18 protein-coding genes are annotated in these 18,864 nt (G+C 58.8%); 13 read left to right on the forward strand and 5 right to left on the reverse strand.

Annotation, left to right across the window (positions count from 1 at the left end; translation table 11 throughout):
- The first annotated feature begins 3 nt into the window (after nt 1-3).
- Nucleotides 4-1,968, forward strand: coding sequence for a MacB family efflux pump subunit (locus B060_RS0109045; RefSeq protein ID WP_018081456.1), 1,965 nt, complete (start codon nt 4-6; stop codon nt 1,966-1,968).
- Entirely contained in the window at nt 1,968-3,341 is a 1,374-nt protein-coding gene (locus B060_RS0109050) for an efflux transporter outer membrane subunit (protein ID WP_018081457.1), read from the forward strand. The genes B060_RS0109045 and B060_RS0109050 overlap by 1 nt, the downstream gene beginning before the upstream one ends.
- A gap of 148 nt (nt 3,342-3,489) precedes the next feature.
- Here the strand turns inward: B060_RS0109050 and B060_RS0109055 are convergent, their stop codons facing one another.
- Nucleotides 3,490-4,476 (reverse strand): alpha/beta fold hydrolase, encoded by a 987-nt coding sequence (locus tag B060_RS0109055; protein WP_018081458.1) that lies wholly within the window; start codon nt 4,474-4,476, stop codon nt 3,490-3,492.
- A 189-nt stretch (nt 4,477-4,665) separates the two neighbouring features.
- Nucleotides 4,666-5,571 carry a helix-turn-helix transcriptional regulator gene (locus B060_RS24130; protein ID WP_018081459.1) on the reverse strand — a complete coding sequence of 302 codons (906 nt, stop codon included), beginning with the start codon at nt 5,569-5,571 and terminating at the stop codon, nt 4,666-4,668.
- Between the two features lie 451 nt (nt 5,572-6,022).
- Here B060_RS24130 and B060_RS0109065 point away from each other — a divergent pair, with 451 nt between their 5' ends.
- Nucleotides 6,023-8,344: a glycosyltransferase family 4 protein gene (locus tag B060_RS0109065; RefSeq protein ID WP_018081460.1), complete on the forward strand. Its 2,322-nt coding sequence runs from the start codon at nt 6,023-6,025 to the stop codon at nt 8,342-8,344.
- A gap of 84 nt (nt 8,345-8,428) precedes the next feature.
- Nucleotides 8,429-9,745 carry a glycoside hydrolase family 130 protein gene (locus tag B060_RS0109070; RefSeq protein WP_018081461.1) on the forward strand — a complete coding sequence of 439 codons (1,317 nt, stop codon included), beginning with the start codon at nt 8,429-8,431 and terminating at the stop codon, nt 9,743-9,745.
- A gap of 69 nt (nt 9,746-9,814) precedes the next feature.
- Here the strand turns inward: B060_RS0109070 and B060_RS27570 are convergent, their stop codons facing one another.
- Complete coding sequence (locus B060_RS27570) at nt 9,815-9,988, reverse strand: hypothetical protein (protein WP_018081462.1); 174 nt, start codon at nt 9,986-9,988, stop codon at nt 9,815-9,817.
- Nucleotides 9,989-10,330: 342 nt separating this feature from the next.
- On the opposite strand from B060_RS27570, the gene B060_RS0109080 reads away from it, so the two are divergent.
- From B060_RS0109080 to B060_RS0109120, 9 genes are all read left to right on the forward strand, one after another.
- Nucleotides 10,331-10,636, forward strand: coding sequence for an ElaB/YgaM/YqjD family protein (locus tag B060_RS0109080; RefSeq protein ID WP_018081463.1), 306 nt, complete (start codon nt 10,331-10,333; stop codon nt 10,634-10,636).
- A 98-nt stretch (nt 10,637-10,734) separates the two neighbouring features.
- Nucleotides 10,735-11,163, forward strand: a complete 429-nt coding sequence (locus tag B060_RS24140; protein ID WP_023447256.1) for a hypothetical protein — start codon at nt 10,735-10,737, stop codon at nt 11,161-11,163.
- Nucleotides 11,164-11,456: 293 nt separating this feature from the next.
- Nucleotides 11,457-13,217 (forward strand): sensor histidine kinase, encoded by a 1,761-nt coding sequence (locus tag B060_RS24145; RefSeq protein ID WP_236621543.1) that lies wholly within the window; start codon nt 11,457-11,459, stop codon nt 13,215-13,217.
- Complete coding sequence (locus tag B060_RS0109095; RefSeq protein ID WP_018081466.1) at nt 13,214-13,657, forward strand: response regulator; 444 nt, start codon at nt 13,214-13,216, stop codon at nt 13,655-13,657. The genes B060_RS24145 and B060_RS0109095 overlap by 4 nt, the downstream gene beginning before the upstream one ends.
- Before the next feature lie 72 nt (nt 13,658-13,729).
- Complete coding sequence (locus tag B060_RS0109100; RefSeq protein WP_018081467.1) at nt 13,730-15,376, forward strand: hybrid sensor histidine kinase/response regulator; 1,647 nt, start codon at nt 13,730-13,732, stop codon at nt 15,374-15,376.
- Nucleotides 15,377-15,502: 126 nt separating this feature from the next.
- Nucleotides 15,503-16,099 (forward strand): hypothetical protein, encoded by a 597-nt coding sequence (locus B060_RS0109105; protein ID WP_018081468.1) that lies wholly within the window; start codon nt 15,503-15,505, stop codon nt 16,097-16,099.
- Between the two features lie 27 nt (nt 16,100-16,126).
- A complete protein-coding gene (locus B060_RS27145; RefSeq protein WP_018081469.1) occupies nt 16,127-16,297 on the forward strand; it encodes a hypothetical protein in 171 nt (56 codons plus the stop codon).
- Between the two features lie 3 nt (nt 16,298-16,300).
- Nucleotides 16,301-16,672, forward strand: coding sequence for a hypothetical protein (locus tag B060_RS0109115; protein WP_018081470.1), 372 nt, complete (start codon nt 16,301-16,303; stop codon nt 16,670-16,672).
- A gap of 156 nt (nt 16,673-16,828) precedes the next feature.
- The gene (locus B060_RS0109120; RefSeq protein ID WP_018081471.1) at nt 16,829-17,587 is read left to right on the forward strand and encodes a sensor histidine kinase; all 759 of its coding nucleotides are present in this window, start codon (nt 16,829-16,831) and stop codon (nt 17,585-17,587) included.
- Between the two features lie 73 nt (nt 17,588-17,660).
- Here the strand turns inward: B060_RS0109120 and B060_RS0109125 are convergent, their stop codons facing one another.
- Together B060_RS0109125 and B060_RS0109135 are read right to left on the reverse strand one after the other, a co-directional pair.
- Entirely contained in the window at nt 17,661-17,843 is a 183-nt protein-coding gene (locus tag B060_RS0109125) for a DUF1328 domain-containing protein (RefSeq protein WP_018081472.1), read from the reverse strand.
- Between the two features lie 248 nt (nt 17,844-18,091).
- Nucleotides 18,092-18,787, reverse strand: a complete 696-nt coding sequence (locus B060_RS0109135; RefSeq protein WP_018081474.1) for a response regulator — start codon at nt 18,785-18,787, stop codon at nt 18,092-18,094.
- Nucleotides 18,788-18,864 lie beyond the last annotated feature (77 nt).

An 18,864-nucleotide genomic window follows, 5' to 3' on the forward strand; every position in this document is an offset into this window, starting at 1 on the left:
CAGATGAGTACCCCGCCCCTTTTGGAAGTGAAGAAGCTGCGCCGGGAATTTCCCGCCGGCGAAGGCACTATCACGGTGCTGCACGATATCGACCTGACCATCGCGCCCGGCGAAATGCTGGCTATTGTCGGCCAGTCCGGATCCGGCAAGTCGACCCTGATGAACATACTGGGTTGCCTCGACCGGCCGACCTCCGGTGTCTATGCGGTCGGCGGGCGCACCACGGCCGAACTTGGCCCCAACGATCTGGCCGAACTGCGCCGTGAGCACTTCGGTTTCATCTTCCAGCGCTATCACCTGCTCAATGACCTGACGGCCCTGGGCAATGTCGAGGTGCCCGCCATCTATTCCGGCACACCACCCGAAGCGCGCAAGGTTCGTGCGGGCGAACTGCTGGCACGGCTAGGCCTGAAAGACCGCACCGGCCATCGTCCCGGCCAGCTTTCGGGCGGTCAGCAGCAGCGCGTCTCGATCGCGCGCGCCCTGATGAACGGCGGCGAGATCGTGCTGGCCGATGAGCCGACCGGCGCGCTCGATACAGCCTCTGGCGAAGAGGTCATGCGTATCCTGAAGGGCCTGCGCAAGCAGGGCCACACCGTCATCATCGTCACGCACGACATGGAGGTGGCCGAGCACTGCGAGCGCGTCATCGAAATCCGCGACGGTCACATCATCAACGACCGCAAGGGCGCAGGTCATGGAGAGGTCGAGAACCAGGGCCTGCCGCCGATCACCGCCACATCGCAAGGCGGTTTGCAGGCCGTCATCGACAGCTTCAACGAAGCCTTCCGCATGGCCGTGCTGGCCATGAATGCCCACCGCATGCGCACCTTTCTGACCATGCTCGGCATCATCATCGGCATCGCCTCGGTGGTCTGCGTTGTGGCGCTGGGTGAAGGCTCAAGGCAAAAGGTGCTGGCGCAGATCGCCTCCATCGGCACCAATACGCTGCAGATCAATCCCGGACGCGGCTTCGGCGATACCCGGTCAGGTCGGGTGCGAACGCTTGTGGTGTCCGACGCCGATATTCTGGCCAAACAACCCTACGCCGACAGCGTGACGCCGCTTGTCCAGACCAACGCCGTTCTGCGTTCGGGGTCAATCGCCGCCAACGCCACCATCATGGGTGTGGGCGATCAGTATGACCGCGTGCGCGGCCTGACCATGGCGCAAGGCCGCTGGCTGACGAGCGAAGACGTAGACCGCCTGACGCAGGATGTGGTGATCGACGACAACACCTACAGCACGCTTTTCCCGACCGGGCAGGGCTCACCACTCGGCCAGGTCATCCTGCTTGGTTCAGTGCCGGCGCGCATCGTCGGCGTCACCAACAAAAGCTCCGGCTTCGGCGGGGGCAGCGGCGACGCGCTCAACATCTACATGGCCTATACCTCGGTCAACGCCCGGATGCTCGGCACCAGTGTGTTGCGCAGCATCACGGTGCGGGTCAAGGACGACACCAATTCGGAAGTGGCGCAGGAAGGCGTGACCCAACTCCTGACCCGGCGCCACGGTACGCAGGATTTCACCATCCTCAACACCGATGAAATCCGCCAGACCATCACGGCCACCACCAACACCCTGACCCTTCTGATCTCGGTCATCGCCGTCATCTCGCTGGTCGTCGGCGGCATCGGCGTCATGAACATCATGCTCGTCTCGGTTACCGAACGCACCGGCGAGATCGGCGTGCGTATGGCCGTGGGGGCACGCACCCGCGATATCATGCAGCAATTCCTGATCGAAGCCGTGCTCGTCTGCCTGCTCGGCGGTATCCTCGGCATCCTAGCGGCGCTCGGTTTCGGTGTGCTGTTCAAGATGTTTAGCACCGATTTCACGCTGATTTATTCGGTCACCTCGATTGTCGCCGCCTTCCTCTGCTCCACCCTGATCGGCGTCGTCTTCGGCTTCCTGCCGGCGCGCAACGCCGCCCGCCTCGACCCCGTCACCGCGCTTATGAGGGACTGATGACCTACTTTCTGAAGAACAGAAGCGTTTTGGTGCTGATCATGGCGGCCGGTTTGAGCGCCTGCGCCTCGACGCCCTATGAAACACCGCAGGTGCCGACGCCGGCGCAGTTCGCCCATGCTAGTGAAGGTATGGCCGGCGAGGGCAGCGCCGCCACCGCCATTTCCGGCGACTGGTGGACGGCCTTCAACGATCCGGCGCTCAATACGCTGATATCGCGCGTGCTGGCGAAGAACGACAACCTTGCCGCGGCAGCCCTGAGAGTCCAGCAGGCGCAACTCCAGGCCGGGCTGACGCGGCTCGATCAGGTGCCCGAAGCGTCCGGCAGCCTCGGTGCCTCAACCTCCGACAGCACCACCTATTCCGCCAGTGTCGGCGTCTCGTATGAGGTCGATCTGTGGGGCCGCCTCAGCGCCAACACACGCGCCGCCAACTGGGAAGCACAAGCCACCGAGGAAGACCGTCAGGCGGCGCAACTGGCGCTGATCGGCACCACCGCCGAGCTCTACTGGCGCATCGCCTACACCCGTCAGCAGATCGCGGTGGGTGAGCAGAATCTTGCCTCTGTCCGCAAGGTGCGCGATCTCGTCACCCTCCAGCACGATGCTGGTTCGGTGTCGGGCGTCGAGGTGGCCGAGGCCGATCAGAGCGTCAATGCGCAACTCGCCAGTCTGGCCGCGCTTGAGCAGCAACTGGTCGAGTACCGTTCGTCCGTTACTGTCCTGCTTGGCGGCGACATCTGGGACGCCAGCGCCGAACCGCAAAGCCTGCCAGATGTCCCGCTGCCGGAGGTACGCGCCGGTCTGCCGGCCGAGCTCTTAAGCCGTCGCCCCGATCTGCGCGCGGCGGAGTTGCGACTGCGCGAATCCCTGGCCGATGTCGATATCACCAAGGCCTCGCTCTATCCGGCCCTCACCTTGAGCGCCTCCGGCGGCGCCTCCAGCGCCGAACTCGGCAGTCTGTTCAGCACTCCGGCCGGTTCGCTGGGCTTAGGGCTCACCCTGCCCTTCCTCAACTATCCACGGGTGAAGCAAAATATCCGCATGTCGGAAAAGGCCTATGAGATCGCGGTCGCCAATTTCCGCACCACCTTGTTGCAGGCCCTGGCCGATACAGACAATGCGCTTTCCAACCGCACCCGTCTGGCGCAGCAGGGCGAGGCGCAGGCGGCCAGTCTGGCAGCGGCGCGAAAGGCCGAAGCGCTCTATGCCGTGCGTTATCGCACCGGTTCTGTGGCGTTACGCGTCTGGCTCGACGCCCAGCAATCGGCCCGTGCGGCGCAACTGAGCTATGACAACACTCGCCTGTCGCAACTGATCAATCAGTCGACACTCTATCAGGCACTCGGCGGCGGTCAGGACGGGGGGATGTGATCGTTTTCATCCTCCCCTCTAGCGCAGCGTACGGGGGAGGTGGCGGGCTTGTCCCGCCGGAGGGGGCGAACTGACTATGGCGCTGCCCCCTCCGTCAGCGACGACGCGCTGACACCTCCCCCGCTTTGCAGGGGAGGATCTAGGGAGATTACGCCCTTATAAAGGCCAGCAGGTCAGGATTGATGACATCGGCATGTGTCGTCAACATACCGTGCGGATAGCCCTCATAGATCTTCAGCGTGCCGTGCTTGACCAGCTTGATGGCCTCCAGGGCGGACGCCTTGTACGGCACAATCTGGTCGTCATCGCCATGCAGGATCAGCACCGGCACGTCGATAGCCTTCAGGTCGCCGCTCAGATCGGTTTCCGAGAAGGCCTTGATGCCTTCGTAATGGGCCTTGGCTGAGCCCGTCATGCCCTGACGCCACCAGTTGTCGATCACGCCGTCGATCGGTTTCACGCCATCGCGGTTGAAACCATAGAAGGGGATCGGCAGGTCTTTGTAGAACTGCGCGCGGTTATTGGCGGTCTGTTCGCGCAGGCCATCGAACACGCTGATCGGCAGCCCCAGAGGAAAGGCGTCGGTCTTGAGCATGATCGGCGTGACGGCGCTGACGAGAACGGCCTTCGACACGCGGCCATTGCCACCGAACTTCGCCACATAGCGCGCCACTTCGCCGCCGCCGGTCGAGTGACCGATGTGGACGGCGTTTTTCAGATCGAGATGTTCGACGACGGCATTGGCGTCGGCGGCGTAGGTGTCCATGTCATGACCTTCGCTGACCTGCGTCGAGCGGCCATGGCCACGGCGGTCGTGCGCCACGACGCGGAAGCCCTTGCTCAGGAAGTAGATCATCTGGGTGTCCCAGTCGTCGGACGACAGCGGCCAGCCGTGGTGGAAAACGATGGCTTGCGCGGTCTTCGGACCCCAGTCCTTGAAATAGATCTGGGTGCCGTCCTTAGTGGTGACATAGCTTGGGTTGGTCATGGTCGTAGCTCCTTTGGCGGGGGTATGCGGGGCGGGTTTCTTGCGGGCCTTGGCATCGGCGGCCATCGGCAAGCCAGCAGCGGCAGCGAGAGAGGCAGTGCCGATCAGCATGTCGCGTCGCCCTAAACCGGTCGGTTCATCGGACATAGATGTCTCCATGAATAAAATTGAGACGATAAATACTGGCGCAACTAAAGAACAAGCTTATGCGAACACATAGCGTGTATTAAATATGCCCTTATGACACGCATCAGGCCTAAATCCTGCATGCGCGCCATATCGTTATTAGATTTTTATTATTGATGCGGTCTTGTACAATAATGACCGACTTTAACGCTATTGCATACTAACTACTGAGCGCGCGCATCTTACGCCTGACAATCGCGGCGAAAACTGTCCTGGCGTGATACCAAATCTCTGCTTGAACTGGCGATTGAAGTGGCTCTGGTCAGCATAGCCGCACAGGATCGCCACCTCCGCCAATCTTACCCCGTCCTGCATATATTGTCGCGCACGATACAACCGATAGGCCTGCAAATAATCGTGAGGTGTCACGCCGATTTCGGCGCGGAACTGGCGCAACAGCACATAGGGATTGATCTGGACCAGCTCGGCCAGTTCCGGCAGGGCGATCTTCTGGTCGAAATGGTTGCGGATATAGTCGATGACCATGCGGCTGCGCCGGCTGCACGACTTGGCGGATAGTCGCAAGGCCTGGCCGCTGGTCGCGCGGGCGATGGCGCCCACCAGCCACAGCAGGTGACTGCTGCGCTCCAGTTCGCAACCGTCCGCTTCGTAAAGAGCATGTGTCCTGAACAAGAGCTCGGTGAGAGGCCGGTTTTCGATCACCGGGCGCTTGAAATCGAACGCCGGCAGCACATCATCGGCCAACTCATAAAGTTCGCGCAGGCGCTCCGGCCGGATATGTATCTCGCGGCATACGGCGCCTTGCGGATCGATATGCTCCATGCGGGCCGAATAGACCTGACCGGCATCGCGCAGGATCAGGCAATCGGCCCGTTCCTCATAGGTCTGGTTGTTCTGGCCGGCCGACCACGCCGTCCCCCTGAAGGCCAGGATGACGATCTCGTCGTGGAAAACCTTGCTGAGTTCCACGCCCTTGTCAGGCACAAGATCGAAACGCAGAAAGCTGCATCCCGCCGCCTGCCAGGCCGATAATTTATGCTCTTTGGGATGAACCTTAGCCGCCGCTGTCATGACGATGACTAAAATCCTCCCCATCGTAATCGTCAAGCTTCCTGATCCTGCTTTACACGCTTATTTTTAGCAAGTGCAGCATAGCAACCGCCCCCTTTCCGGGCCTTGCCGTCAAACGCCTTGTGCACATGCGAACGAACGTGCTATGCTTATACAGGTTCAGGGCGCGCATCCGCAGGCCCGATGAACCAAGGCCAATAGCGTCTGCCGCCATGGCAGATTTGGCCACGCTGAACCCCTGCAGCCTCCCTGCGGATTCACGCAACTGTGACAGCGCACTTATTGCAGTGCACCTCTAACCATACTGATTCTTTACAGGCGAACCGTCACTGTCGGTTCACAGCGCAAGGACGTGCTTACCTTGCCGCTCTCCTTACAATTGCCGTCCCATTCTCGTTCTGCCCCGCATAAGCTGGCTTCAGAGGCTTCTTCTGTACACTTGCTGCTGGGCGCCTTTTAACCCCCGGAGCGCCTCATGTTACAAGCCAACAGTTTTGAAATTGCCGGCCATCTTGAGGCGGAAACCGAAGGCTTGCCCCACAGCGTTCAGAGCGGTCTCAAGGTCATAGCCCCGCCGCGTTTGATGACTGCGGAAGATGTCGACCTGACCCACGCCGCCATCATTGGCAACTTTCCGCCGCGTCAGTGCGGTCTGGCCACCTTCACCCGCGATATGTACACCTGCCTGTCGAAGGCCCTGCCCGACGCCGACTGGAACGTCATCGCCATGAACGATCCGGGCGCGACCTATGACTATCCGCTCGAAGTCACCCATCAGGTGCCGCAAAACGACATCAAGGCCTACCGCGATCTTGCCGACGAACTGAACAGCAACGGCACACAGGTTTTGTTCGTGCAGCATGAGTTCGGCATCTATGGCGGCCCGTCCGGCGCCTATCTGATCGCCTGCCTGGAACGCCTCAATATGCCGATCGTCACCACCTTGCACACCGTTCTGGAAAATCCGAACGATGAGCAGCGCCGCGTGATGAACGACCTGATCCGCCTGTCCTCCACCCTCGTCACCATGGCGCACAAGGGCGCGGCCATTCTCAAGCGCGTCTACGGCGTTGCGGACACACACATCACCGTGGTGCCGCATGGCGCCCCGTCGCGCCCTTTGCGCAACACGAATGAATTCAAATCGCTGCTGCATCTCTCCGGCAAGAAGACGCTCACCACCTTTGGCCTTCTGTCGCCGAACAAGGGCATCGAAACCGTCATCGCCGCCCTGCCGGAAATCCGCAAGACCTCGCCGGATGTCGTCTATCTCGTCATCGGCGCCACCCATCCGCACCTGGTTCGCGACGAGGGCGAGACATACCGCGACAGCCTGAAACAGATGGCGAAGGATCTGGGCGTTGAAGACAATATCCGCTTCATCAACCGCTTCATCAATGACAACGACCTGATCGATATTCTGCAGGCTACCGATGTCTACGTTACGCCCTACCTGACCGAAACCCAGATCACGTCGGGCACCTTGTCCTACGCTCTGGCGCTCGGCCGCCCGACGGTTTCCACCCCCTACTGGCACGCGGTCGAAGCGCTGGCCAACGGTGTCGGCACCCTCTGCCCCTTCAACGACTCCGGCGCTTTCGCCACCGCCATCTCTGCGCTGCTGGGCGATGACAAGATGCGCTCAGATATGTCGATGCGCGCCTACATGGCGGCCCAGCCCTCGCGCTGGTCGGCGGTGGCGCAGGCCTATGTCAACCGCGCCCGTCACGACGTTATCGCGCACGAAGCACCCGCTGAGCATGACGCGCACGCCTTGCCGGCAGCGCCGTCCTGGGCCGCGATCCAGCGCATGACCGACGATTGCGGCATCTTTCAGCATGGCAGGTATCGCCTGCCCGATCGCCAGCATGGCTATTGCGCCGATGACAATGCCCGAGCCCTGTCTATGGTGGCGCGTCAGTCGAACCTCGGCCCTCTGACGGCTGAACAAACGCAACTGGCCTATCGCTACGCCGCCTTTATGAACCACGCCTGGAACGGCGAAGGCTTCCGCAACTTCATGTCTTACGGCCGTCAATGGCTCGATGACGGTGGCTTCGACGACTGCAACGCCCGCTCCTATGAATCGCTGGTCGATGTGGCGCGCTCCAGCCTGCCCGCCGATCTGCGCCAGTGGGCCTGCGATCTCGGCTATCAGGTCATGCAAAAGGCCGGCGCCTGGGCTTCGTTGCGCTCGCGCGCTGTCATGATCAAGGCCCTGGTCCGCACCTTCGGCGTCTTCGGCGATGCTCAGGACATTCAGGTCATGGTGCGCTATCTCACCCGCGATGTGCATGACCGTTACAAGAGCCACAGCAAGAACGGCCGTAGCTGGTTCGAGCCTGAGCTTTCCTACGATAATGCGCGGGTCTGTGAAGGCCTGATTGTCGGCGGCGCCTTCCTGTCAGAGCCAGACATGATCGCCGATGGCCTGACCGCGATGCGCTGGCTGATGCAAAAGCAAACGCGCGGCGGCGTGTTCGTGCCGATCCCCAATTCACGCTTCTCCGCCGATGGTCCCGATCACCCCCTTTACGACCAGCAGCCGCTGGAAGTCCTGGCCACAATCGACGCCTGCCTGAGCACCTTGCGCATTACCGGTGACGAGCACTGGAAGGCAGAGGCCTTGCGCGCCTTTGCCTGGTTCCACGGTGAGAACACTTCCGGTCTTTCCCTGCTTGATGGCGACGGCGGTTGCTATGACGGACTCAATCCGAATGGTCTGAACCTGAACCAGGGCGCAGAGTCGATCCTCTCCTACCCCATGAGCTGGGCCGCACTCAAGGCCGAGCTGTAAACTGCCGGCTTGGCCAACAATCCGTTTCAGGCGGGCCCTATAAAAGGGCCCGCCGCACGCGTTATACCTATCTGAGGACATCCTATGACCGATATGCTGATCAGCCCCACGATGCTGCGTTCCAACCCAGACCGCGTCGTTATCCTGCCGTTTTCGATTTCCAACAGCCCGCGCGACAGTGCCATGGGCACGATGTCGCGCGTCGGCCGCATCTGCGACGCCATCATCCATATGTCGGCCGAAACGGTGCGGCAGGAGCTGGAAATCGTCAACCGCGACTTCACCGGCCGGCATTGGCAGACACGCGCCATCTTCCTGGAACGCTTCAACGCCATACAGGCCATACAGGGCGGGATGGAGAATCTCGATGAGGATCATATGGCGCTGATCGGCGCCTATTTCTGTCACGAATACAGCTATCAGGCGGCGGCGGTCATGAACCCATCGGTCGTGCCCCACCCTGATCAGAGCAATAACAATGGCGGCACCAATTTCGTCATGTCGACCCGCACGGTCGGCGAAGGCCATATCTCGACCGTGTCCTTCCGCGAAGGCACGTTTTATCCGGATGGCTCGATGGAATTACGTCCAGAAGCCGATTTCGCCGTTGCCGCCAAACCGCTGGGCACTGCGCCGGTTGATGGCGCCGTGACGGTACACGGTCATCAGGCCTGCCCGATTTCCGAGACGGTGCTGTTTCCGGTCACACGCTCGCAAAGCAACGGCCTGGAAGACCTGCGCATGGTCAGGTTCCATGATGAAAGCGGCACCACCACCTATATGGGCACCTACACGGCCTATAACGGCAAGGAAACCGCCTGCGAATGTATGGAAACCTCGGACTTCCGTTCGTTCCGGCTGACGCCTTTCCGCGGCGCCGCAGCAGGACACAAGGGGCTTGGCTTTTTCCCGCGCAAGATCAACGGGCGCTGGGCGGCCGTCGGCCGGCTGGATCACGAGAGCGTCTTCTATCTGGAGAGCGACGACAAATACACCTGGAACAATGGCGACAAGATTCTGGGCCCCGAGGCGCCGTGGGAGCTGGTCCAGATGGGCAATTGCGGCTCACCGATCGAGCTTGAGGAGGGCTGGCTGGTGCTGACACACGGCGTTGGCGCGGTACGGCGGTATTCGCTCGGCGCCGCCCTGCTCGACAAGGATGATCCGCGCATCGTTCTGGCGCGTTCGAAGGAAGCCCTGTTGTCGCCTTCGGAAGACAACCGCGAAGGTTATGTGCCCAACGTCATCTATACCTGTGGCGCCCTGCGCTGCGGCGAATGGATCTTCATGCCCTATGGCGTGGCCGATTCCTCGATCCACTTCGCCTCGATCAAGATCAAGGACCTGCTGAATCATCTCGGTTACGAACCCGCGGACAGCCAAAAAAACGCAGCGGAGTAAGGACCGTTATCAAAAAGCCTCCCGACGAAATGCGGGAGGCTTTTTAGTCAGGCCTATTCGGCAAAAGGATCAGTGATCTTTTTCGGTGCCCGGCGTGTGGGTCTTGGGCATTTTGCCGTTTTCAATACGGCCTTCGTTGCGCAACTGACGCCCCTTGTCGGCCATCTTGTCATTGCCGAGGGCTTCGCCGAGCTCTTCTTCCGCAGCGCCCGTTGTTTCCTTGATACTGGCTTTAACCGTCATGGTGAATCTCCTGGATAAAGATGCGTCGCCGACCTTGGCGATCACCGAACCCTAGCCGCTTGAGCATAAAATTGACGCACCGGATGCGGCCTTGCACGTAAGGATGGGGTAAGCGCTTAAGAAAATATCCGGCGTTTATGCGTTCTTTATTTTCAGCCCATGGTGAGCGCATCGCTTCCTTAAAGATGGCCCGATAGTCTGAGCACATCACGTCCACAGCCGCTTATCTCAAGCCCGTCTCCGCCCCCCCAGCCCCTGGGCTTAAGACAAGCCCGCCGTGGACGTGACCCCCATTTTTCCTCCCCCCATTCATATCCTGTTTTTCTCGTAAGGAGAAATCCCATGCTGTCTTCCGCCACCAAAGTCGCCGCCAACGTCACCAAGAGCCTGGCCGAAAACGACATTCGCAACACCGCCCGTGACACGCTGCGCGATGTTGAGGATCGCGGCCATGACGTGCTCAATGACGTCAGTGGTTACGCCAACGAAGCCGGCCAGAAGGTGCGCAGCCTGTTCGATCGCACGATCGATAACAGCAAGAACGCGACCAGCAAGATTGAAAACGAAATCAAGAGCAACCCGATCCGCTCATCGGCCATCGCGCTCGGCGCAGGCTTCATTATCGGCGCGCTTCTGACCCGTCGCTAGGTTATTCAAAAGGTCAGACCGGCGTTTCCCCTGGCGCCGGTCTGACTTTTGAGCCGAATACATCCTGGAGCATAACGCATCACCGGAGACCGCACTTCATGTTTTGGATTTCACGAGTTTTCGAGCTTTTATCGGCAACGAAAAAGCTCAATGCGTCGAAAGCCTATCTCATGAGCGTGGTATCCGGATTGGTGGTTGTTATGCTTCTGGGCGTATTTGGCACCTTTCTTTTTGCACTGATGACCGGCCTGCTTCTGTGGCTGACCTATACGCAGATGCTGATAGCGGGCGCGGGCGTGCTTTTGGCCTGCCTTGGCACGGCCGCCCTCACCTTTATCATTCTGGGCATAGCAGCCACGATCGCCACCCGCATTTTCGGGCAGGTTCGGGAGGGCGTAGAGCTTATTTTCCGCAGCCAATCCCCAATTGTTGCCCCCGTGGTGGACCGTGTGACGAATGTGGCCAGCTCATTCCTGAATGGCCTGCGCACCTCGCATGGCGTCAAACCCGGGCACACAAAACGTTAAACGGCTACAGATTGCGCTTTTCGGCCTTATACTATCTTTATATTTTTACGATTGACACTTATTGCCCTATTACAGCCTGTAGGTTAGCCTGACCCTTAAATGTTTTAGCCTTGGGTGCGGCGGCAAACGTTTTTACAAGACTAATCAGTAATAATGGGGCGAGTTAAGATATAAATATCTTATAGCGCCATGAAAGTTGGCAATTTGCTATGAGAGCGCCGTGGGGAATAAATGTAAAACATTTGTACCTGGCCTTTTTCAGTCTGATTTCTATAGCTTTTTGCGCTTTCAGCATGATTATCTATAGCCAGTACCAAAAATCGCAAAATCTCAACGACTACATGCGCTACGAATATGAAAATATTCGCCAGACGAAAAACATTCTTATGGATGTGGTCGATATGGAAACTGGCGTGCGCGGCTATGTTCTTTCGGGTGACGGTCGCTATCTGGCGCCTTTCCAGCGCGCCGCCGACCGCCTGCCCGATGAGATTCGCGCCCTGCGCCAGGCCACCTATTACGAATCCAACGCTTTCGCCGAAACCAACAATCTGCTCGACCGCGTCGACAGCCTGCAAAAACTGCTGGAATCGCAGATGAATTACATGCGCGCCCACGGTCGCGGGCAGATCAGCATGAACGCGCTCGATATCCAGAAAACCCAGATGAACGAGTTGCGCAGCCTGATCGAAGCCAATATTGAACACCGCCTGTACCGTCTGGAAGAGCGCCGCACGCTGGTGGCACCGCACAAGACCAACTTCTTCTATATCGTCATTATCGGCACTATTCTTGGCATCGGCATTTTTCTCGCCGGCACCATCATCATCATCAAACTGGAAGCCGAAAACGAAGCGATCGAGGCGCGCAACGCTCGCTCCGAAATGCGTTTCCGGGCGGTGATGAACGGCATCAATGACGGGGTTTACGAGATCAATTTCGTCAACGAAACCATGTATATGTCGCGCGAATTCAAGGCGATGATCGGCTTTGGCGAGGGGGAACTGGGCGACAGCGTGCGCGACCTCATCGAGCGCATCCATCCTGATGACGTCGAGACCTATATGCAGGTCCGCCACGACTACATCATCAAGAAAACACCGATCTACAACAACGTCTTCCGCCTCAAGCACAAGGATGGCACCTGGCGCTGGGTCATGTCGCGCGGCATCGGCACCTGGGACAAGTTCGGCCAGATCCGCACCATGATCGGCACCCATACCGACATCACAGAGCAGAAGAACCGCGAAGAAGAACTGCGCCAGCTCAATGCCGACATGGAAGCCTTTACCTACATCACCTCGCACGATATGCGCTCACCACTGGTCAATCTGAAAGGCTTTTCGCACGAGTTGGGCCTGGCGGTGAAAGACGTCAACAGCCTGCTGGAACCGCAGAGCAAAAAGCTCGGCACCGAGACCTGGACGCGGCTGGAAACTATTCTGAAACAGGATATCCCCGAGGCGCTTGGCTTTATCGGCAATGCGGTCGATCGCATGGATACCCTCACCACCGCCATTCTCGATCTGTCGCGCATCGGCAAGTTCACCTACCGTGATGAGCTTGTGGACGCCCAGGTCGTCTTCGACAAATGTATGGGCGCGCAGAGTTACGAGATTTCCACCAAAGGCGTCGAGGTCAAGGCCTCAGGCCTGCCGCGCCTGATCACCGATCCGGTGGCGCTGGAGCAGATCTTCTCCAATCTGCTCGACAATGCCGTGAAATATTTACGACCCGATGAGCCCGGCCATATCGAGATCACCTGTCTGGAAACCTCACGCGATTACATCTTCTCGATCCGCGACAACGGCCGCGGCATCGATGCCGAGGACGCTGAGCGCGTGTTCAATATCTTCCGCCGTGCCCGCAATACCGGCGATGTGCGCGGCCTCGGCCTCGGCATGGCCTTCGTCAAGGCGACGTTACGCAAACTCAACGGCGCCATCTGGTTTGAATCCAAGCTCAATGTCGGCACCACCTTCCATTTCAGCCTGCCCAAACGCCACCCTCTGGCCGCTTCCAATGACCAGACCGGCAAGGAGCGCGCGGCATGATAAGCACCTATACCGAGCCCTTTTCAGTGGTCCTGATCGAGGATGATGAAGGCCATGCCAGCCTGATCAACCGTAACCTCCAGCGCGTCGGCGTGCTCAATCCGATCACACGCCTAAAGGATGGCACAGAGGCTATCGCCTATTTCTTTGGCGCCGGCGCCACCCCCGAACACCTCGACCGTAGTGTGGTGGTGCTCGATCTCAACCTACCGGATATTGATGGTTTCGAGATCCTGCGCCGCCTCAAAACCGATGACAGCACGAAGCGCATTCCGGTCATTGTGCTGACCACGACCGACCATCCGAAGGATATCGACCGTTGTTACGCGCTCGGCTGCAACGCCTTCATGACCAAGCCCGTAGGGTACGAGGATTTTTCCGAAGCCATACGTAAGCTTGGCCTTATGTTGACCATAGTTCGCGTGCCACACATTAAATAGTTCGCTTAAGCTTGCCCTTGCCGAAGACCTTTGGCCGTCGGAAATGTAAGATAAACAGGCCTGTAAGATACCATGCCCCATCCCGGTCACAACGATGCCAAGGCTAGCCCGCCCTCCATACAGAACATCTTGTATGTCGAGGATGATGATGCCCTGGCGCGCCTGCTGCAAAAGCGCATGGAACGGCTTGGCCTCAAGGTCGAGACCGCCGCAACGGCCGAGGATGCGCTTAAACTATTAAATCAGCGTGATTTCGATCTTCTGCTGGTCGATTACAACCTGCCAGGCATGAGTGGGCTGGAACTGCTCGACCATCTGGCCGAGATGCCCATTGCGCCGCCCGCCGTCATCCTGACCGCCGGCGGTGACGAGCGCATCGCGCTGGAAGCGCTTGAAAAGGGCGCCGCCGATTACGCGGTCAAGGACGTCAACCAGACCTATCTCGACCTGCTGCCCGCCATTATGGTCGCCGCCTTCACCAAGGAACGCCTGCTGCGTGAAAACGCCCAGCAAAGCGTCGAACTGACCGCCGCCAAGGAAAAAGCCGAAGCCGCCAATCAGGCCAAGAGCCGCTTCCTGGCCACCATGAGCCACGAAATCCGCACGCCGATGAACGTCGTCACCGGCCTCGCCACCGTGCTGTCGCGCACCCGCCTTGACGATGACCAGCGCAAGATGGTCGATACCCTGCGCAGCAATGCCGACCTGCTGCTCAAGCTGATCAATGACCTGCTCGATATCAGCCGCATCGAGGACGACCATATCGAACTGGAGGCTATTCCTTTCGAGGTCTCAGCCGTGCTGGAAGACATCCGCACCATGTTCTGGCAGGACATCGAGCGTAAGGGCCTGACCCTGCGCATCGATGACACAACGAACGGTGTCTGGCTGGTCGGCGATCGCTCCCGCCTCCAGCAGGTGCTCATGAACCTCGTCAGCAATGCGCTGAAATTCACCGATCGCGGTGAGATCGCCATTATCGCCACGACCGCGCCGGCTGAAAACGGCCACTACGCCCTGTCGATCAATGTCCACGATTCCGGTATCGGCATCCCGGCCGACAAGCTGCCGATCATCTTCGAGAAATTCACCCAGGCCGATGAAACCATCACGCGCCGCTTCGGCGGTTCGGGCCTCGGTCTTTCCATCGCGCGCTCGCTGGTCCAGCTCATGGGCGGCGATATCGAGGTGAAAAGCGATTCCGACGGCTCTACCTTCATGGTGTCGCTGACACTGCCGGAAGGCAAGCGCAGCGAAAAGCCAGTGGACGTCACGCCGGATTACCATCCAGGCCCCGCGCCCGATGGCCACAAACCCCGTGTGCTGATCGTGGAGGACTACGAACCCAACATCATGGTGCTGTCGCTGATGCTGGAAGAATTGGGTTACGACACCCAGGCCGCCACGTCCGGCGCCGAGGCCCTGGCCCTGATCAGGCATGCGCTCGATGAGGGGCAGGGCCCTTTCCACGCTATCCTGATGGACGTGCAGATGCATGGCATGGACGGGCTGGAAACGACAAGCTGTATACGGGAAAGCGAAGCCGAAAATTCCGGCCGGGTGCCGCGCCACACCATTATCGGCGTCACGGCCCATGCCCTCGCCGGCGACCGCGAACGCTGCCTGGCGGCCGGCATGGATGACTATATCTCCAAGCCCGTCCTGCCCGATATCCTGGCGCAAAAACTGGGCGCTTCGCGTACAATTGCGGCGGCATAAGTCTGGCCCCTTATGCTGGCCTTACAGGCGATCTCCGGCTTAAGCACTGAGCCTTTGCAGGCTTTTCCCTAAGGTGAAATCAAGTCCGCCATTTGCGGATAAAATTTTACCATCAGGAGACAAGCCATGCTCGATACAAGTGTCAGAACAAGCCCGACAAGCCAGGGTGTGACTGCCAGTGCCGATACCGCCTCAACGCCTGATTTCGGCGCACTCTCCGCGCTTTATGACGAAGATCACATCGCCTCGGTGCAGAAGGTTTCGCATGATCTGAAGCGGCTGCTGACCGGCTGCGACGCCGCCCGCCTCAAGACCGATGTCAAGGTGCAGGTTGCCCGCCTGAATGACTGGACCAACACCTATCTCAAAGGCCTTGAAGCGGCGCAAAAGATCAGTGAGGCCGGTTACGACACCCTGATTGAGGCGCAAAAAGAACTCGGCCTGTCGCTCGATGATTATCTGCGCTTTGAAGGCGAAGGTGGTAATGCGGCAACTGCCGACCAGGAGCGTCGTATCGAGGATATCTCCAAGGCCCTGCGACGTATCCACAGCTTGATACCTGCCGTTGAAGAAGCCTTCGCCACCAGCGGCCCAAACGATCCGGAAGAGCCGGAGATTCCGCCTCACGAGCCGGAAGTCAATCCGGAGCCCCTGCCGGACAGCAACCCCGAATTGCCGGCCGAAATTCCGCCTGTCAGCAATCCTCAATCCCGTTTGGCCTAAGTTTCCACTCCCATCAAGGAGCTCACCATGAACGCCCAGATCATTCCTTTTCCCGCCCCCAAGCCCGCGCCTGTACGTCAGGTCAGCCTTGACGGTGAGTATTTCGAAGATGATGTGCCGCCGGTACTCTTTGATGCCGACGAAGACGATGCCGAATTGGCCATGTATGTCAGCATTGCCGACAGCTGGAACGATTAAACCATGAATGACGCGCCGCGCAGTTCCTTTGGAACAACTCTGCTGCTTATTATCCTGCTGATCATTGTCGTGATCGGCGGTGTGTGGATCTACAACAAAAACCACGTCGTTACCGTTGGCGAACATGTCGGGGAAGCGATCGACGCCGTCCCCGCCAAGGTGAGCAAGGCGGCGGACGAGATCACCGACAAGGAGGCGCTCGACAAAACCGGTGAGGCCCTCAAGGACGCCGGCAAATCGGCCTCAAGCGCTGTTTCCAAAACCGGCGCCGCCGCTTCCAGAGTGGTTTCGGACACATCGGATGATATCAAGGCCGCATCCGATAATCAGAAGGAACGCAATGCCGAGGCGTCGCGCAGCCGGGCGGCAGACTAGTCCCCCTGAGTGAGGTACCACAGACCGAACCGCAGTTTCCCCTGGCTGGCGCGTTTGGTAACAAAAAGGGAGTAAGGTCCTGAAAGCCTTGCTCCCTTTTCCTTCGCATACATCTATAGATTTGCTGTCGTAAGCTATTGTTGGTAAGACATAACCATGACCCCTGCTGAGATCACCTCCCCTACGCACGACGAGATACGCGAATACCTGCATCGTCAGATGCTGTCGTCCGTCTCCCACGATCTCAAGACTCCGCTGGCCACCATCATAGGCTCGCTTGAAGTCATGACCATGCTCTATGACAAGCTGAGCGAAGAAAAGCGCAAGTCGCTGATCGGCTCGGCCCTCACCGAAGCTTTTCGTCTAGATCATTTCATCACCAATATTCTCGACATGGCCAAGTTCGAAGCCGATGCGGTCAAACCACGGTTTGAATCGGCCAAGCTCGGCAATATGATCCGTGACAGCCTGGCGCGTCTGGGCCCCCTGAAGACAAAGGGTGAAATCCAGATCAAGGCGCCGGATGACGGCAATGATGAGCTGACGACCGACCCTATGCTGGGTGCCCGCGCCATCGGGCTGGTGCTGCACAACGCCTTCAAATACGGCGCGCGCAAGGGCTCCAAGACAAATGAAGCCGTGCCGGTGATCGAGGTCGCCTACGGCCTCAAGGGCAATGAGGGGTTTGTCAGCATCCGCGATCATGGCGAGGGCATCCCCTTGAGCCAACAGGCGGCGGTTTTTGACAAGTATACGCGTCTGCAAAAGACCGATCAGCAAAACGCCAGCACCGGCCTTGGCCTGACCATCTGCCAGTACATCATGCGCCTCCTCGACGGCCGCATCGAATTGCATAACCACCCCGAAGGCGGCGCGGTCTTCACGCTTTACTATTCCAATAAAAAGACCGCCTGATTATCGGGTATTGCCAAACTAAAAGAGCCGGTTCTTTTCAGAACCGGCTCTTTTAGTTTGTGACCTTAAGCGCTTATAGCGGGGGATTGGCGCTGCGGCCGGTGATCATGCGGTAGACCAGGCTGGCCACGAACAGAACCACGAAGATCACTGCGATAAACTTGGCGATTTCAGCAAAGGTGCCGGCAAGGCCTGTAAATCCGAAGAAGGCCGCCACAACGGCCAGGATAAAGAATGTAACGATCCAGTTGAGCATAGCGTTCTCCTATTGTAGCCCCGCCGACTTGGCGTGAAACCTTAAGGTAACGCTATCGCTCTCCGCATAAATATACAAAGGCGAGCGCACCTTCAAGAATAAGGAACGGGTAAGTAAGAAGCCGCTGAATACGACGAAGCCCGTCATGATCATTCATAACGGGCTTCGGGGCGTTCGTCAGGGTCGTTTCTTATTCCGACCGGCCGTCCGAGCTTATGCTAAGCAAGCCATGCGGCGTATGAGCTAAATCAGTTCACCATGTCCATCCGGTAGCCGATGCCGGATTCCGATACTATCGACTTACCCAGACCCGGACGGGTTTCCAGCTTGTCGCGCACCTGGCCGATATAGACGCGCAGATATTGCGTATCCTCGAGGTGGGCAGGACCCCAGACTTCTTTCAGGATTTGCTTGTGCGTCAGCATACGGCCGCGGTTGACCAGGAAGAAGCGCAGCAGATCGTATTCCTTGGGCGTGAAGCCGACCCGTTCATCATCGATATAGACTTCGTGACGCACCAGATCCATGCGGATAGGGCCATGAACGATTTCCGGATCGCCGACTTCCTTGACTGCCGATTTGCGCAGGTTGGCGTTGATACGCGCGAGCAGCACTTCGGCTGAAAACGGCTTGGTGACATAGTCGTCGGCGCCGATATTGAGGGCGGGGGCCGCCTCCATATCCTCGGCGCGGGCGGTCAGAACCACGATCGGCACATTCGACCATTCGCGGATCTTGGTGATGACTTCCTTGCCGTCAATATCGGGCAGGCCTAGATCAAGCAGGATAAGATCGGGACGAACCGAAGCGCTCATACGCAGGGCCTGTTTGCCGCTATCACATTCGCACACCTTGAAGTCCGCCGCATCGAGGAAGATACTGAGCATCTTGCGGATTTCTTCTTCATCATCAACGATCAGAATGGTGTTTTTCTTTTCGAGCATGGGTATTCCGTGATCCTCTAATAGACGCCGCCGGACCCCTGAACTTCAGGGGATCACTAACTTTTGGTGTTCAAGCA

The organism is Asticcacaulis benevestitus DSM 16100 = ATCC BAA-896 (genome assembly GCF_000376105.1).
Taxonomy (GTDB): domain Bacteria; phylum Pseudomonadota; class Alphaproteobacteria; order Caulobacterales; family Caulobacteraceae; genus Asticcacaulis; species Asticcacaulis benevestitus.

Bases quoted from the DNA above. Each gene is read 5' to 3' on its own strand.
- B060_RS0109055 (WP_018081458.1), bottom strand. From the start codon at position 4,476: ATGTCCGATGAACCGACCGGTTTAGGGCGACGCGACATGCTGATCGGC.
- B060_RS0109115 (WP_018081470.1), top strand. From the start codon at position 16,301: ATGAATGACGCGCCGCGCAGTTCCTTTGGAACAACTCTGCTGCTTATT.
- B060_RS0109080 (WP_018081463.1), top strand. From the start codon at position 10,331: ATGCTGTCTTCCGCCACCAAAGTCGCCGCCAACGTCACCAAGAGCCTG.
- B060_RS24130 (WP_018081459.1), bottom strand. From the start codon at position 5,571: ATGGGGAGGATTTTAGTCATCGTCATGACAGCGGCGGCTAAGGTTCAT.
- B060_RS0109050 (WP_018081457.1), top strand. From the start codon at position 1,968: ATGACCTACTTTCTGAAGAACAGAAGCGTTTTGGTGCTGATCATGGCG.
- B060_RS0109070 (WP_018081461.1), top strand. From the start codon at position 8,429: ATGACCGATATGCTGATCAGCCCCACGATGCTGCGTTCCAACCCAGAC.
- B060_RS0109105 (WP_018081468.1), top strand. From the start codon at position 15,503: ATGCTCGATACAAGTGTCAGAACAAGCCCGACAAGCCAGGGTGTGACT.
- B060_RS0109125 (WP_018081472.1), bottom strand. From the start codon at position 17,843: ATGCTCAACTGGATCGTTACATTCTTTATCCTGGCCGTTGTGGCGGCC.
- B060_RS0109100 (WP_018081467.1), top strand. From the start codon at position 13,730: ATGCCCCATCCCGGTCACAACGATGCCAAGGCTAGCCCGCCCTCCATA.
- B060_RS0109095 (WP_018081466.1), top strand. From the start codon at position 13,214: ATGATAAGCACCTATACCGAGCCCTTTTCAGTGGTCCTGATCGAGGAT.
- B060_RS24145 (WP_236621543.1), top strand. From the start codon at position 11,457: ATGATTATCTATAGCCAGTACCAAAAATCGCAAAATCTCAACGACTAC.
- B060_RS0109045 (WP_018081456.1), top strand. From the start codon at position 4: ATGAGTACCCCGCCCCTTTTGGAAGTGAAGAAGCTGCGCCGGGAATTT.
- B060_RS27570 (WP_018081462.1), bottom strand. From the start codon at position 9,988: ATGACGGTTAAAGCCAGTATCAAGGAAACAACGGGCGCTGCGGAAGAA.
- B060_RS27145 (WP_018081469.1), top strand. From the start codon at position 16,127: ATGAACGCCCAGATCATTCCTTTTCCCGCCCCCAAGCCCGCGCCTGTA.
- B060_RS0109135 (WP_018081474.1), bottom strand. From the start codon at position 18,787: ATGCTCGAAAAGAAAAACACCATTCTGATCGTTGATGATGAAGAAGAA.
- B060_RS24140 (WP_023447256.1), top strand. From the start codon at position 10,735: ATGTTTTGGATTTCACGAGTTTTCGAGCTTTTATCGGCAACGAAAAAG.
- B060_RS0109120 (WP_018081471.1), top strand. From the start codon at position 16,829: ATGACCCCTGCTGAGATCACCTCCCCTACGCACGACGAGATACGCGAA.
- B060_RS0109065 (WP_018081460.1), top strand. From the start codon at position 6,023: ATGTTACAAGCCAACAGTTTTGAAATTGCCGGCCATCTTGAGGCGGAA.